Below are 13870 nucleotides of genomic sequence, written 5' to 3' on the forward strand. Positions count from 1 at the left end.
CGGGTGGTGCAGCTGGGCTAGCTATCGAAGTAGGTGAACAGCTGCGTCACCGTATCGGCGGCCACACCACTGGTGATGAATACAAAGCGAGACACGCCGTCCGGACAGGCGTCTGGCGGCAACGGGACGGGAGGGTGAAAGATATGCTGGACGCCATGCAGCGCCAGCGGCTGGTCTCGGTTGGCCACGTTAACGATGGCCTTGATCCGCAGCATTCTGTCGCCCAGCAGGCTCAGCAGAAGGTCCAGCCAGTCCTCCAGTACTTCGGCGGCAATCGGCGTCTCGACAGTGAAGCAGAACGAACGAATCTGCTCGCCGTGGCGGCTCACGGGAGCGTCGTGGGAGACGCTGAGCATGGGCGTCGGCGCGGCGCAGGCGCCAGTCCCGATAGAGACGCTGGCGCCAGTCCCCACAGAGACGCTGGAGAACGAGCTGACCTGTAGATAGGCGCCGGCCCCGAGCCAGCCCTGAGCCTGCGGCGCATCCTTGGCCGACGCTGGCAGGCGCCGGGCGGTGAGGCGTGCAGCATCGATTTCGCCATTCAGGACCTCGATCTGCTCGGCGGCAGGGTTGATCTCGGCCAGCTGCCTCGATAGATCGTTCAGGCGTGTCCCACCCACCAGATCGGTCTTGGTCAGCAGCAGGCAGTCAGCGACCGCAGCCTGGCGCTGTGACTCGCCATGGGCATGAAGGGTAGAGAGACCATTGGCCGCATCGACCAGACAAACAACGCCGTCTAGACGGAAGCGCTGGGCCAGCCAGTGATCGGTCATCAAGGTCTGGAGAATCGGCGCAGGATCGGCAAGCCCGGTAGTCTCGATGATCATTCGGGACACCGGGCGCGCCTCGCGTTGGTTCAGCTGCTCCACGGCTTGCTGCACGCTGCGACTGAGGTCGCCGCGAATCGTGCAGCACAGACAGCCACTGCTCATTTCGACGACGGTGTGCTCATCGCCCTCTGCCACCAGCCGGTGATCCAGGCCGATGTCACCGAACTCGTTGATCACCACCAGCGCATCGCTCATGGCCGGCTGGCGCACCAGATGATTGAGCAGTGTCGTCTTGCCGCTGCCAAGAAAGCCGGTCAGCACGGTCACCGGGATAGGTTCGGCATTCTGCATGGTTTACTTCCAGGCGGGGAAGGGGTCGGGCAGCGTTGCCCAGGCGTCCTTGCCCTCCAGCAGCAATGACTCGCTGATCAGGCAGTCATCCAGCGCTTGGCGGATACGCGCTTCGTCGAGGTTCTGGCCGATGAAGACCAGCTCCTGTCGCATGTCGCCGAAGGGCTCTTCCCAGCGTTCCATGATGGAGGCGCGATAGTCGGGGTCTTCGGGCCAGTTGATCTCAGGGATCGCCTTCCAGAACATGCCGGCAAAGCCGTAGTGGGCGATACCCCCAGCCTGGCTCCACTGGCCGGCAAAGGTCGGCCGCGTGGCCAGCCAGAAGAACCCCTTGGAGCGCAATAGCTTGCCGCCAAACCAGTTGCTGTGCAGCAGCTCGAAGAAGCGCTGTGGATGGAACGGACGTCGTGCGTGGTAGGCAAAGCTGGAGATGCCGTATTCCTCGGTCTCTGGCACGTGCTCACCGCGCAGTTCCTTGAGCCATCCCGGCGCTTGCTGGGCCCGCTCGAAGCTGAAGCGCCCGGTATCCAGCACCTTGTCCAGGGATACCTTGCCATGGGCGATGGGCAGCAATTCGGCCTCGGGGTTGAGGGCGCGCAGCACGCTCGTCAGCTCTTCAAGTTCGGTCTGGCTAAGAAGGTCAGTCTTGCTGATCAGCAGCACATCGCAGAATTCGATCTGGTCGACCAGCAGGTCGGCCACATTGCGCTCGTCGTCTTCTCCCAGGCTCTCCCCGGCCTCTGCCAGGGATTGGGCCTCGCGATACTGGCTGAGGAAGTTGGCGCCATCGACCACGGTCACCAGAGTATCCAGGCGGGCGACCTCGGACAGGCTACGACCTTGCTCGTCGGCGAAGGTGAACGTTTCGGCGACGGGGAGTGGTTCGGAAATGCCGGTGGACTCGATCACCAGCGTGTCGAAGCGCCCTTCCTCGGCCAGTCGTCGTACTTCGATCAGCAGATCCTCGCGCAGCGTGCAGCAGATGCAGCCGTTGCTCATCTCTACCAGCTGTTCTTCGGCCCGGTTGAGAGTGACCTCGCCTGCCTGGTCTGGTGCACCCCGGACCAGGGCCGCGTCGATATTGACCTCACTCATGTCATTGACGATGACCGCCACTCGGCGACCTTCGCGATTGGCCAGGATATGGTTGAGCAGGGTGGTCTTGCCGGCGCCGAGAAAGCCGGACAGAACGGTCACCGGAAGGGGGGCGGCTGAGGGGGTCATGCGCTTTCTCCTCGCATCTTGCGATAGTGGTGTTCCCGTTGCTCCTGGCGTTCCTTGGCCTCAAGGGTCAGCTTGGCGGTAGGGCGCAGCAGCAGCCTGGGGATGCCGATGGGTTCGCCGGTTTCGATGCAGTAGCCGTAGTCTCCGGCATCGATCCGACGAATGGCTGAGTCGATATTGGCGATCAGGCGGGTTTCGCGATCGGCCTGACGCAGCTGCAGCCTCAGCTCCTCTTCAAAGGCGGCCTGGTCAAGTTCGTCGCTATCCCGCTCGTGGGACGCCATATTGGTCCGTATTTCCCTCAGGTGGGCCTCGATCTGGGCCCTCTCCGACAGCAGCCGCTGGCGGAAAAATGCGAGCTGCTCTTCATTCATGTAGTCGTCGTCCGACATGGCCAGAAGACGGGTCTCTTCAGGAGACGACATCGCGGTGTTCTCCAGCGATAGGGGTGAATCACGGTGTGTTGGCAGCACGCGTTGGCTTGGCTTGCGTCGTGATCACTGGCTGATCATCCGTACCGACCGCCAGGCGTTGGCGCCACGGTGTGGATTCGAGCTACCACAGCTCGTCGCGCCCAAGCTGTGGGTGCAAAGTTATAACATAACAAAAAGAGGTTGCGAAGCAGGGCCGAGACGGTCGAAGTACACATGAGGGGACAAAGTCGAATAGCGCGATGCTTAGTGTGGTGTTTAGCGCGAGATGGAGGAGAGGGGGAGGCGAGAGGGAAGCGAGAGGGAGGCGAGCCCCCGCTACACCAGGCACCCCGAGAGGTTAAAAGGACTCGCTATGGAGGCGAGCGGCGGGGACGCCGTAGCTGATGAGATCATCGGTCAAGTTCGCTACGAAAGCAGAGGGGCCGCACACAAGATAGTGTATTTCGGGATGACCAGCGGTCTCGAGCACGGCAGCGGCGCTGAGGCGTCCAGCAACGTGGAAGTCATGTCCGAGGCGATCTTCCGGGGCCGGCTGACTGTAGAAGATGCGCTGGTGTAAGTGGGCATGACGAGCCACCAGTTCGTTGACTTCCTGGCGCAGGGGATGTTGATCGCCTCGGCGAGCTCCGTGAAGGTACCAGGCGGGGCGTCCTTGTCTGGCCGCCGCGTGAAGCATGGCGACCATAGGGGTGAGACCAATACCCGCACTGATCAATGCCACCGGTGTCTCTTTGCCAGGCAACACGAAGTCGCCGGAGGGCCTGCCTGCCTTGATGATTGCTCCTTCGCCAAGGACGTCGTGCAGGTAGCGTGATACCAGGCCGTAGGCCTCGCGCTTGATACTGAGACGGTAGTGTTGGCTATCGGCAGGATCACCTGACAGCGAGTAGCTACGCGAGGTGGTGCCAAGCTGTCCTGGAATCTGCATGTCCACGTTGAGGTGCTGGCCTGCGGTGGCCGGTTCTAGGGGATGTGCGTCGACAGGTGCGAGGTAGAAGGAGGTGACGTCCTTGCTCTCGCGTACCTTGCGCTTGATCGTGAGGTCTCGTGTGTGTTGAAGATCTCGCTGCCAGCGAAGTGACAGCACATGGCGGCGTTCCAGTATGCGTTCGATAGTGACGTGTATAAATCGTCTGGCTTGTGGGTCGGAGGACGCCCCCGGGCTCCAGTCGATTCGTGCGGTGCCACTGATGTGCAGCAGGCTGCCTTGGTTGAAGTCCACGAAGACCAGACCCACCCGTGGATCCTTGAGCAGATTGCCGATGGTGTTGAAGAAGTTATTACCCGCATAGTCCGGAATGACCAGCTCTTGCTCGCTCTCTACCTTGACGAAGCCCGGCGCGCCCCCACGATGCGAAGCGTCGAAGCCGTTGTGACGTGCTTCGGAGTGATCGTGATGGCCAGACCCCATAAACATCGTGTCGGCGCGTTCAATCCAGTGAATGTGGTCGCGTGTCAGCTGGCTGAAGCGCTTGAGCGTGCCCGGCGCGTCGGCTTGGGTACGCGATAGTGTGCGCTGTTGAATGTACTGGGGGCAGTTGCCAAAGGACTGCTGAACGTCGATGACGTAGCCATCGGAGGACCGTGAAATTCGCCCGTTGAAGCGATTCCTGCGTCGGCTGGCGAGATCGATGCCCAGCACTCCCACGTCACCGCCTGAGAATAAGCGCTCGGCTAGCGGATCACTCGGCTCTGGCTCGGTACGGAGGCTCAGCTGATAGGGCGTGGGAGAGTGCAGAAATCCGTCGGCCCCCTCCAGCACAGTGACCCAGGTACGACCGTTCAGGTCGCTACCTGCCATGACCAGAAAGGGCAGAGCAGTGTGGAAATCTCGATGCTGGTCGGGCAGAAAGTCTCGAATAAAACCGCCTGCCCAACTGGCAACGTCGCCGACACCCGCACGATGCTGGGCCTCGCGTTCGCCCTGATGAAAGGGAGTGGTGGGCACTTGCGTCATGGATATCCTCGCAGGATCTTGGAGGGGAACTGATTGATGGAACTGTATTTGGGGTCGTCGATGAGCTCTGAAATATGACGGTTAGGCCGGGCGCGGCTCTGGCGCCACCACCGGTGACGATGCCATGGCCACGAAGCCAGGCAGTGCGCGCACGCGCTGCAGCCACGTATGCACGCTCGGATAAGGCCTCAAGTCGACGCCGCCTTCTGGGGCATGGGCGATATAGCTGAAGAGCGCTACGTCTGCGAGCGTCGGTCGCCCAGTGGCGAGCCATGCTCGAGTGGATAGGTGAGTGTCCAGGATACCTAGCAGGTCGTGAGCCTTTTCTACTGCTGCCGAGTGATCCAGCGGGACATCGAATACCTGGACGAGGCGAGCGGCGCAGGGGCCTGCAAACAGGTTGTCGGCAGCAATGGTCAGCCAACGCTGCACTTCGGCTGCGTCCTTGGGTGAGGCGGGAAGCCAGTCGCTGTCCGCTGCATAGTTCTTGACTAGATAAACGAGAATGGCGTTGCTGTCCGAGAGTGTATAGCCGTTGTCGTCGATGGCCGGGACGAGACCGAAGGGGCTGATCGCCAGGAATTCGGGTGCTTTGTGCGCGCGATTGGCCATATCAAGATCGACTGTCCGATAGGGCAACCCGAGCAAAGAGAGCATTAGCTCTACCCGGTGGCAGTGACCAGACTTTGGCGTGCGGTATAGGGTGATGGGGTGCGACATGATGGGTGCCTGCTGTGGAAGTGTGAGCTTAAGCCTCGGTAATGACGAGCATTGGACGGCCACTGTGGCGGGCCTCACTGCTTGATGAGCTTATCTCTCTTCGTTTAATGAATTAATATGGAAAAAAAGAAAGGCATTATTTTATTAAATGGAGGTAATCCGCGAATGGATCGGCTGCAAAGCCTAAAGGTCTTCATTGCGGTGGCAGAAGCCGAGAGCTTCGCGGAAGCCGCTCGCCGACTTGGCATGAGTGCGCCCTCGGTGACGCGAGGGGTGAACACCCTTGAGGCTCGTCTAGGTACGCGGTTACTGATCCGCACCACCCGTCGAGTGCGATTGACAGAAGTAGGTCGCGCCTATCTGGAGGATGCCCGTCACGTGCTGGCGCAGCTGCAGGCCGCTGACGATGCTGCTTCCGGCGCGGCCATTCGTCCGCTCGGCGAGTTGCGACTCACCTGTCCCAATGAGTTCGGCCGGCGATATATGACGCCCATGCTGGTGGACTTTCTCGACGCCTATCCGGATGTGTCAGTGGATGTCGTGATGCTCGACCGAGTGGTCAACATGGTGGAAGAGGGCTTTGATGTGGCACTACGTATCGGTCCTCTTCCGTCATCAGAACTGGTCGCAGTCAGGGTGGGGGACGTGCGACGAGTGATCTGTGCAGCACCTGATTATCTAGAGCGCTGGGGCGAGCCTCAAAAGCCTCAAGAGCTAAAGGATCATCGCATTGCCGCGGTCTCTGCCTTGAGTCCAATCGTCGAATGGCGCTTTGGACGTGACGAAAAGGACACCGTGAGGATAAGTCCTCGGCTACGTCTGAGTAGCGTGGCTGCGGGGATCGAGGCAGCGTGTCACGGCTGGGGGCTGACGCGTGTGCTGTCGTATCAGATCGCGGATGAGCTGGCCTCGGGCCGTCTGCGCGTGGTGCTGCAGGATCACGAGCCCGCTCCTTGGCCGATTCATCTGGTGCATGTCGAGGGCCGGCGTGCGCCAGCGAAGGTGCGTAGCTTCGTGGATTTTGCCCGCGATCGCCTGCGTGCTCGTTTGGCAGACATGCTGGAGTGAGCGGGGCCGCAGCCGCCCTGCGGATAGTCTGACGATTGCAGCCCATTGCAATGAGACTGGCATGCGGGCTTCTGGTGTCGTCACCGATGAGTTACCGGGCCAACCAAAGCCCAATGATCACTGCGATGGCGACGGTGAGGAAGAAAATGCGGTTGCGCTGACGCGTATCACGACGGGGCTTGGAGGACACGTGAAATACCTGGCTGATGAAAGCGAATGACGAGGCGTCAGAAGCGCCGGTGGTTGCCATGAGACAGGTGCTAAGAGGACAAGACTCCACGGTGGCGACCGAAGGCCTACGTCCCACTGCCGGCAAGCCACTTGAGCACGGCGCTGACTCGCCATAGGGTAAACTCGTTAGCCTGCTGGCGCTACCGGCGGCCGGATTGCCGCTGCCCCTATGATGATGAGCGAAGGACAATGACCGAGTCACACCGCCCGACCTTGCTGTTTGCCCACGCCAACGGGTTTCCCGGGGGCAGCTATCGCAGTCTGTTGGCTCCACTGAAGGAGCGTTTTGACATCCAGCCACTGGACCGGCTGGGGCATCATCCTGACTTTCCTGTCGGTCACAACTGGCTGGCCTTGCGCGACGAATATCTGGACAGTACGCGTGATCTGCCGGGCCCCTTTATCGGCGTGGGACATTCTATGGGCGGCGTCATCACCGCCATGGCAGCGCGCCAGGCTCCTGAGCGGTTCCAGGCAGTGGTGATGCTCGACCCGCCGCTGATGCTGGGGTTGGACGCAATGGCCATGCGCCTCAGCAAATGGCTGGGCATGGTGGATCGGGTGACCCCGGCGGGCAAGAGCAAAGGGCGGCGCGCGCGCTGGGAAAGCCGCGATGCTATGCGTGCCCAGCTGCGGCGCAAGGGGCTGTTTCGGGCCTTTACGCCGGAAGCCCTGGACGACTATATCGAGGCAGGCACGACGGTATTGGAAGACGGTAGTGCGGTACTGAGCTACGACCCGGATATCGAGGTCGAGATATTTCGTCACCTTCCTCACCACCTGGATCGTCTGCCCCGCGAAGTGTCGGTGCCTATCGGGGTGTTGGCGGGAGCGTCGTCGGATCTGCTGACGCCGTCGCGCTGCAGGCGGCTGAGCCGCCGCGGTATCGTGCTGGAGACGGTGCCGGGGACGCATATGTTCCCCATGGAGCAGCCGGATGCGACGCGAGAGGCCTTGCTGTCCATGATCGATCGCCTGCTGGCACCAGAGGGGGCGCGTAAATGACCCGGATTCCGACGACGGCAACCGCCATGACCCCGACAGGCGCTGCTCTGGGCTTGGCTGAAAGGCGCCTGGCTGAAGGGCGTTTGGCTGCGCTGGTTTGGGGGGAAGAGGGGGCGCCCACCTGGCTGGCGCTGCACGGGTGGCTCGACAACGCGGCCAGCTTCAGTCGTCTCGCGCCGCTGCTGGCACGTCGCCTTGGCATACGCATCGTGGCCATCGATATGTCGGGCCACGGGTTGTCACGGCCACTGGCAGGGAATCTCGATTACGCCATCTGGGATTACTGTCATGACCTGCTCGACGCCATGGACGATCTGGGGCTGGAGCGCGCACCGCTGCTGGCGCATTCGCTGGGGGCTGGGGTCGCCTGCCTGCTGGCCGCTGCGTTGCCCGAGCGGGTCGAACGCCTGGTATTGATCGACGGCCTGGGGGCACTCACGACCGCACCGCAAGAGACCGCCCAGCAACTCGGACGGTCGCTCAAGGCGCACCGTCGCCGGCGGTCCCGCTCCCCCCGCTATGCGGATCTCGACAGCGCGGTGGAGGCACGCGTCGTCGGTGGTGCGACGCCCGTGGATGCCGAGACGGTTCGTGACATTGTGGCACGCAATCTGGCACCAGGGGACGATGGGCAGCTGCAGCTGCGCACCGATCCACGCTTACTGCGACCCTCTCCCGTCAGGCTGACCGACGAGCAGGTCGCCCACCTGCTTGAGGCTATTGCCTGCGAGGTACTGCTGATCGAGGGACGCGACGGTATCCTCGGTGACAGCCCCCGCGGCATTGCGGCGCGGGCTCGGGTTCGCCAGCTGACACGGCACGTGCTTGAGGGCGGGCATCATCTGCATGCGTCGCCCAGCCATGTGCAGGCGGTGGCAGACACCATCGTCAACGCCTTGACTGGCGGCCCGGGGGCGCCTGCCGCTTCATCCTAGCTGGCCCAGTAGCCCTGCAGCCCAACAAGCTCCGGCATGGGCATGGCGTGGGACGTCAGGCGCTCGTACCAGATGCCGGCCTCGAAGCGGCTACGCCGTGATCAGCGGTGTAAGTGTTTCCACGCAGGGGTGGACTAACCTGATAGACAGGTTCGAGGCAGCCGTATTCGCCAGAGCCTGTCAGATCATCGTGCGTCGGCAGGACGGTCATTGCCCAGCCCTCGACCTTGCCGTGGACTCGGGGACGACCCGCCGACATCAAGCGGCAGGAGGGCCACGCCATGACGACCTATCGCCACGACTGTCCGCCGGGCTTGCCCGGCAAGCGCATCGCTCTGACCCTGGGCAGCGGCGGAGCCAGAGGCTACGCCCACATCGGTGTTCTGCAGGAGCTGGCCGCGCGCGAGTATGAGATCGTCGCTATCTCGGGGTGTTCCATGGGCGCTCTGATCGGCGGCATCTATGCCGCGGGCAAGCTGGAGGACTATCGGCAGTGGGTCGAGGAGCTGGGCTCGTTCGGGGTGCTGCGACTGCTCGACATGTCGTTCACTTCCATGGGCGCCATGCAGGGCAAGAAGGTCATGAGCAAGATCGAGTCCTTCATCGGTGATGTGGCCATTGAAGATCTGCCGATACCGTTCACTGCGGTGGCCACCGACCTGGTGCGCCAGCGCGAGGTATGGTTTCAGCGCGGTTCGTTGCTGAAGGCTATCCGCGCCTCCATTGCTATCCCGGGGGTGTTTACCCCGGTGGAGGACGGGCCACGCCTGCTGGTGGATGGCGGTCTGCTGAATCCCTTGCCGATCATTTCCAATGTCTCGGTACACGCGGACCTGGTAATGGCCGTCAACGTCACGGCCAACAGTCCGCAGCTGGTCACCCTGGAAGAACTGTTGCCGACCCATTGTCCCAGCTGTGACGAGTCACGTGCTGGGTCGGCGTCCCCTGCGTCTTCCCCCTCGAAGGACGAACGACGCAAGGGGGATCGAAGACACGAGGCGAAAGGGACGCCGCTGGTACGTCGGCTGCTGGACAGCGCCAATACCGAGGCCGAGGCGGATCGCGCCGAGCGGGGCACGGCGGCGCTGGGTCCCAAGGACTGGGGACGCCTGGCCACCATCCTCACCTCATTCGATATCACCCAGGCGGCCCTGGCGCGCTACAAGGAAGCGGGATACCCGCCCGATATCCTGGTGGAGGTGCCCAAGACGGTGTGTGGGTCGTTTGAGTTCCACCGGGCCAGAGACCTGATTCGGCTGGGACGTCACCTGACCTGCCAGGCGCTGGATCGTATCGAGACCTGTGGCCTGGTGGAGCATGCCGAGGTGCGTCGCTGAGCGCATCACTGGCGACTACGTGATGGCGGATCGCCAGCGCAGGCAGTGATGCGGTCTGCCCCTAAGGAAGCGCCGCAGAAATGTAGCGAGCGATGGCAGGTCGGCTACTGCCGGAACGGAAAGTCCGGAGTTTACGAGCGGTTAAATGAGGATCTTGAGTACCGCCAGCCGTCGAGATGTCGAGCGCAGCAATTTATGCGGCGTTTTCCTACGGGGTGTGGCCACGTCTTCGCAGGAGCACGTACACCGCGCCGGTGCCGCCCTCGGCATCGGTGGCGGAGCAGAACGCCAGCACGCTTGGCCACTCCCTGAGCCAGGCATTGACGTGGCTCTTGATCACCGGGTAATCCGCGGTGGCGCCCCAGGCCTTGCCATGGACGACAATCACGCAGCGATGGCCGCTGGCGACGGAATCGCGCAGAAAGCTCTCAAGTTCAGCCCGGGCTTCTTCCAGGCTGTAGCCGTGCAGGTCGAGCCCACCCTCCCACTGGATCAATCCGCGCTTCAGCTGGCTGCGCGTCCGGTAGGGCAGGTCAGGCAATGCGAAATCGAGATACTCGGAAGGACGTACCGGCTCTACCCGACCGTCGGAGGTGCGCCCCGTCGCCACGTCATCCCCGGCACTGACCGCGGCCGCGCGTCTCGCGGCGGCGGCCTGGTCCCGCTGTGGATGCGATGTGGTGCGCGGCTTGCCGGTATCAGCGCGATTGTGCCGGATGCGACGGACTCCCGCCTGTTCCAGGGCCTGGCGAAACGCGTTGATGTCGTCGTCGGGCGGTGGCTGGCGGTGGCTCATCGGGGCCTCGAGTGCGTGAATGGGGCGGTCAGTATACCGCGCTCGTCGTGGCAGTGAACCGCTGGCGCGGATACAATGCCGGACAGTCCATTTCGCTACGCCGATTGCCTGTTGCAGCGCGTGCTGCAAGGCCGGATAGCCCCATCGCGAACCCGCTCGACAGGATTCCCCCTTGGCTGATTCTTCTTCTGCCCCCTCATCCACGCGCCTTCCTGCCCAAGGGCGCGACGCTTCCTCCACGCTGGTGCTCGCCGACGGTGAACTTGCCGATGGTCTGATCACCCTGCGCGACTGCCTGCGCTGGGCCACCAGCGAGTTTCATCTGGCCGGATTGACCTACAGCCACGGCACCGATAGCGCCTGGGATGAGGCGGTAGCGCTGGTGCTGGGCGCGCTGCATCTTCCCTGGGACGTTGATCCCAGCGTGCAGGAGGCCCGCTTGCTGCCGATGGAGCGCGAGCGCATCGTGGCATTGGTCCGCGCGCGTATTACCGATCGCCGGCCGCTGCCCTACCTGCTGGGCGAGGCATTTTTCGCCGGGCTGACCTTCGCCGTGGATGAACGCGTGCTGATTCCGCGCTCGCCCATCGCTGAACTGATCGAGAGCGGCTACCAGGCGTGGTTCCCGGAAGAGCCGCCGCGACGCATTCTGGACCTGTGTACCGGCTCTGGCTGCATCGGTATCGCCAGTGCCGAATATCTGCCCACTGCAGAGGTCGATCTGTCGGATATCAGCCAGGATGCCTTGGCCGTGGCGCGGGCGAACATCAATCGCCATGATGTAGGGCGTCGGGTGCGCGCGGTGCAAAGCGATGTCTTCGATGGCCTGGAGGGGCAGCGCTACGACCTGATCGTATCGAATCCGCCCTATGTGGATCTGCGGGACCTGACCACCATGCCTGAAGAGTTTCGCCATGAACCTGCGCTGGCACTGGGTGCCGGCAGCGACGGGCTGGATATCGTCCGGCGCATCCTGCGCGAGGCGAGAGCACACCTGACGGACCAGGGCGTGCTGATTGTCGAGGTAGGTAATTCTGACCATCACCTTGAAGCGGCCTTCCCCGAGGTGCCGTTCCTGTGGCTCGACTTCGAGCGCGGCGGTCAGGGCGTGTTTGCCTTGACGGCCGATGAACTCGACGCCCATGCGGCGTCCTTTGCCTGAGTTCGCCTAACACTTTCGCGATACACACAGAGGAGCGCCCATGTCCGGCAATACCTTCGGCAAACTGTTTACCGTCACCACCTTCGGCGAGAGCCACGGGATCGCGCTGGGCGCCATCGTCGATGGTTGTCCTCCTGGCATCGAGCTGAGTGAAGCCGACCTCCAGGCGGACCTCGACCGCCGGCGTCCCGGTACGTCCCGTCATACCACCCAGCGGCGCGAGCCGGACCAGGTCAAGATCCTGTCCGGCGTGTTCGAGGGCAAGACCACCGGCACATCGATCGGTCTGTTGATCGAGAATACCGATCAGCGCTCGAAGGACTACTCCAAGATCAAGGACCAGTTCCGGCCCGCCCACGCGGACTACACCTATCACCACAAGTACGGCGTGCGCGACTATCGCGGTGGCGGTCGCTCCAGCGCCCGCGAGACCGCGATGCGCGTCGCTGCTGGCGCGATTGCCAAGAAGTACCTGGCCAGTCAGGGCATTGTGGTGAGGGGCTACATGAGTCAGCTGGGTGAGCTGGCCATCGAATTTCGCGACTGGGCCTCGGTAAACGACAATCCGTTCTTCTGCCCTGACCCGGAGCGCGTGCCGGAGCTCGAGGCCTACATGGACCAGCTGCGTCGTGATCAGGACTCGGTCGGTGCCAAGATCACCGTGACCGCGGAAGGCCTGCCGCCTGGCTTGGGCGAGCCGGTGTTCGACCGTCTCGACGCTGACCTGGCCCACGGCTTGATGAGCATCAATGCGGTGAAGGGCGTAGAAATCGGTGATGGCTTTGCCAGCGTGTCACAGCGTGGCAGTGAGCATCGCGACGAGATGACCCCCGAAGGCTTCCTGTCCAATCATGCGGGCGGTGTGCTGGGGGGGATTTCCAGTGGTCAGACCTTGATCGCTCATCTCGCGCTCAAGCCGACCTCGAGCATCACCATTCCAGGACGCTCCATCGATGTGGACGGCAATCCGGTAGAGGTGGTGACCAAGGGACGTCATGACCCCTGCGTCGGCATTCGTGCGACGCCGATTGCCGAAGCGATGATGGCGTTGACGCTGGTGGACCACCTGTTGCGCCATCGCGCACAGAATAGCGAGGTTTCCGTCAGCACCCCACGGTTACGCTGAATCGCGGAGCGTGACAGGACTGCTACACTCAAGATGGCGTGAAAGGAAGATGACGAAGCAAGGCATCTTTTGCTTATTGCGTCTTGTGCTTGCTGCGCAGGGTGGCGCTGGTCAGGACAGTCGCCGTCGATATCGCTGATGCGATATTCCCCTAGCGCTGACGCAACGTCGACATATCGACCAGGGAGTAAGAGGCCAGCATGAAAATCAACGTCGAGTTCGATCTGACGCCAGAAGAATTCCGTCAGGCACTGGGGCTTCCCAATATCGAGGCCTTCCAGCAGGACCTGCTTGATCGCATTCAGCGGCAGATGGAATCCGGTGTCGAGGGCTATGACCCCATGAGTCTGATGCAGCCCTTCCTGCAGCAGCCTGCTCTGCAACAGGGCTTGTCCCAGGGTCTGGCCAGCTTTGGCAACTATCAGAAAATGATGATGGATATGCTGACTCAGGCGGCTCAGAGTGCGCGCAGTACATCGAGCTCCTCGGGCGAGTCGGAGCAGGAGTCGGGATCGGCGTCGCGATCCAGCAGCACCGCTCGGTCGAGCAGTGCGTCTCGTCGGACAGGCAGTGCCAGCGCCAGGTCCGGCAGCAAGGACAAGGGCTGACGGCTTGGCCATGGCAACAGGCGCGGCGATGCCGGTGACGAGTGTCCCATGCATATTCGCGCAGCTCGAGGGGATGTCATGGCGCTGTCATCCTGTGTGTGCCAGACTGACCTTTGTTGCGTTGCAACAATGATGCTGATGGCGCA

General features: G+C 62.5%; 14 protein-coding genes. 8 read left to right on the forward strand and 6 right to left on the reverse strand.

What is annotated here, in order from left to right; translation table 11 throughout:
* Positions 1-17 precede the first annotated feature (17 nt).
* From KUV45_RS13825 to KUV45_RS13845, 5 genes are all read right to left on the reverse strand, one after another.
* Positions 18-1121, reverse strand: coding sequence for a GTP-binding protein (locus KUV45_RS13825; protein WP_222161839.1), 1104 nt, complete (start codon positions 1119-1121; stop codon positions 18-20).
* A gap of 3 nt (positions 1122-1124) precedes the next feature.
* Positions 1125-2345: a zinc metallochaperone GTPase ZigA gene (gene zigA / locus KUV45_RS13830; RefSeq protein ID WP_222161840.1), complete on the reverse strand. Its 1221-nt coding sequence runs from the start codon at positions 2343-2345 to the stop codon at positions 1125-1127.
* Positions 2342-2770, reverse strand: coding sequence for a TraR/DksA C4-type zinc finger protein (locus KUV45_RS13835; protein ID WP_206943045.1), 429 nt, complete (start codon positions 2768-2770; stop codon positions 2342-2344). Before KUV45_RS13835 ends, zigA begins: the two co-directional genes overlap by 4 nt.
* Before the next feature lie 346 nt (positions 2771-3116).
* On the reverse strand, positions 3117-4736 hold the full coding sequence (locus KUV45_RS13840; RefSeq protein ID WP_222161841.1) for a pyridoxamine 5'-phosphate oxidase family protein: 1620 nt from the start codon (positions 4734-4736) through the stop codon (positions 3117-3119).
* Between the two features lie 81 nt (positions 4737-4817).
* Entirely contained in the window at positions 4818-5456 is a 639-nt protein-coding gene (locus KUV45_RS13845) for a glutathione S-transferase family protein (RefSeq protein ID WP_222161842.1), read from the reverse strand.
* A 165-nt stretch (positions 5457-5621) separates the two neighbouring features.
* On the opposite strand from KUV45_RS13845, the gene KUV45_RS13850 reads away from it, so the two are divergent.
* The 5 genes from KUV45_RS13850 to KUV45_RS13870 all read left to right on the forward strand — a co-directional run bounded on the left by KUV45_RS13850 (position 5622) and on the right by KUV45_RS13870 (position 10032).
* A complete protein-coding gene (locus KUV45_RS13850; RefSeq protein WP_222161843.1) occupies positions 5622-6524 on the forward strand; it encodes a LysR family transcriptional regulator in 903 nt (300 codons plus the stop codon).
* Positions 6525-6585: 61 nt separating this feature from the next.
* Positions 6586-6744, forward strand: a complete 159-nt coding sequence (locus tag KUV45_RS13855; protein WP_206943038.1) for a hypothetical protein — start codon at positions 6586-6588, stop codon at positions 6742-6744.
* Between the two features lie 200 nt (positions 6745-6944).
* On the forward strand, positions 6945-7760 hold the full coding sequence (locus KUV45_RS13860; protein WP_222161844.1) for an alpha/beta fold hydrolase: 816 nt from the start codon (positions 6945-6947) through the stop codon (positions 7758-7760).
* A gap of 26 nt (positions 7761-7786) precedes the next feature.
* Positions 7787-8695 carry an alpha/beta fold hydrolase gene (locus KUV45_RS13865; protein ID WP_222162104.1) on the forward strand — a complete coding sequence of 303 codons (909 nt, stop codon included), beginning with the start codon at positions 7787-7789 and terminating at the stop codon, positions 8693-8695.
* Between the two features lie 281 nt (positions 8696-8976).
* Positions 8977-10032, forward strand: a complete 1056-nt coding sequence (locus KUV45_RS13870) for a patatin-like phospholipase family protein (RefSeq protein WP_222161845.1) — start codon at positions 8977-8979, stop codon at positions 10030-10032.
* Positions 10033-10240: 208 nt separating this feature from the next.
* Here the strand turns inward: KUV45_RS13870 and KUV45_RS13875 are convergent, their stop codons facing one another.
* Positions 10241-10828 (reverse strand): Smr/MutS family protein, encoded by a 588-nt coding sequence (locus KUV45_RS13875; protein ID WP_206943035.1) that lies wholly within the window; start codon positions 10826-10828, stop codon positions 10241-10243.
* 172 nt (positions 10829-11000) lie between these two features.
* Here KUV45_RS13875 and prmB point away from each other — a divergent pair, with 172 nt between their 5' ends.
* From prmB to KUV45_RS13890, 3 genes are all read left to right on the forward strand, one after another.
* The gene (gene prmB / locus KUV45_RS13880) at positions 11001-11990 is read left to right on the forward strand and encodes a 50S ribosomal protein L3 N(5)-glutamine methyltransferase (protein WP_206943034.1); all 990 of its coding nucleotides are present in this window, start codon (positions 11001-11003) and stop codon (positions 11988-11990) included.
* A gap of 40 nt (positions 11991-12030) precedes the next feature.
* The gene (gene aroC / locus KUV45_RS13885) at positions 12031-13116 is read left to right on the forward strand and encodes a chorismate synthase (protein WP_206943033.1); all 1086 of its coding nucleotides are present in this window, start codon (positions 12031-12033) and stop codon (positions 13114-13116) included.
* 200 nt (positions 13117-13316) lie between these two features.
* A complete protein-coding gene (locus KUV45_RS13890; RefSeq protein WP_222161846.1) occupies positions 13317-13724 on the forward strand; it encodes a hypothetical protein in 408 nt (135 codons plus the stop codon).
* The last annotated feature ends 146 nt before the right edge of the window (positions 13725-13870 follow it).

Source organism: Halomonas sp. DP3Y7-2 (assembly GCF_019800795.1).
Taxonomy (GTDB): Bacteria; Pseudomonadota; Gammaproteobacteria; order Pseudomonadales; family Halomonadaceae; genus Halomonas; species Halomonas litopenaei_A.